At 34.7% G+C, this 369-nt stretch carries 1 pseudogene; it reads left to right on the top strand.

Annotated features, from left to right (window positions below):
- Positions 1 to 369 (top strand): annotated as a pseudogene (locus AC1DJR_RS34070) (hypothetical protein); the annotation flags it as partial.

Raw genomic sequence — 369 nt, 5'->3', positions numbered from 1 at the left:
TCACAAATGAGCAAAGAGGCAAAAAATACATTGAAAGTGTATACTGCATTAACTCCTGAAGAAGTAAAGCGTAGATTGGGAGATAAAGTGAGTCAAGAAGATGCTGAATTATATGCATCGTTAAGTGGAACAGAGATTAGCGATACGATTCGGTATGTTGAAATTACATATAAGGTAGAGAATAGTGGAGATAAGAACATGCAATTTTTCTCTATGAATGATGTTGCTATAAATGACAAACAACATTTTAATGTAGCGACTCAAAACTTTTTATATGATGAAGATACGCTCGTTGGTACAAAGAGTGTTTCAAGGGAAGATTATAGGCCTGGTGAGACACGAGAAGGAATTATCGGTTTAATACTTGAT

It is taken from the genome of Bacillus sp. 05T31 (genome assembly GCF_056396725.1).
Note: the sequence above shows the minus strand (reverse complement) of the source record. Positions and strands in the feature narration are given on the sequence as shown.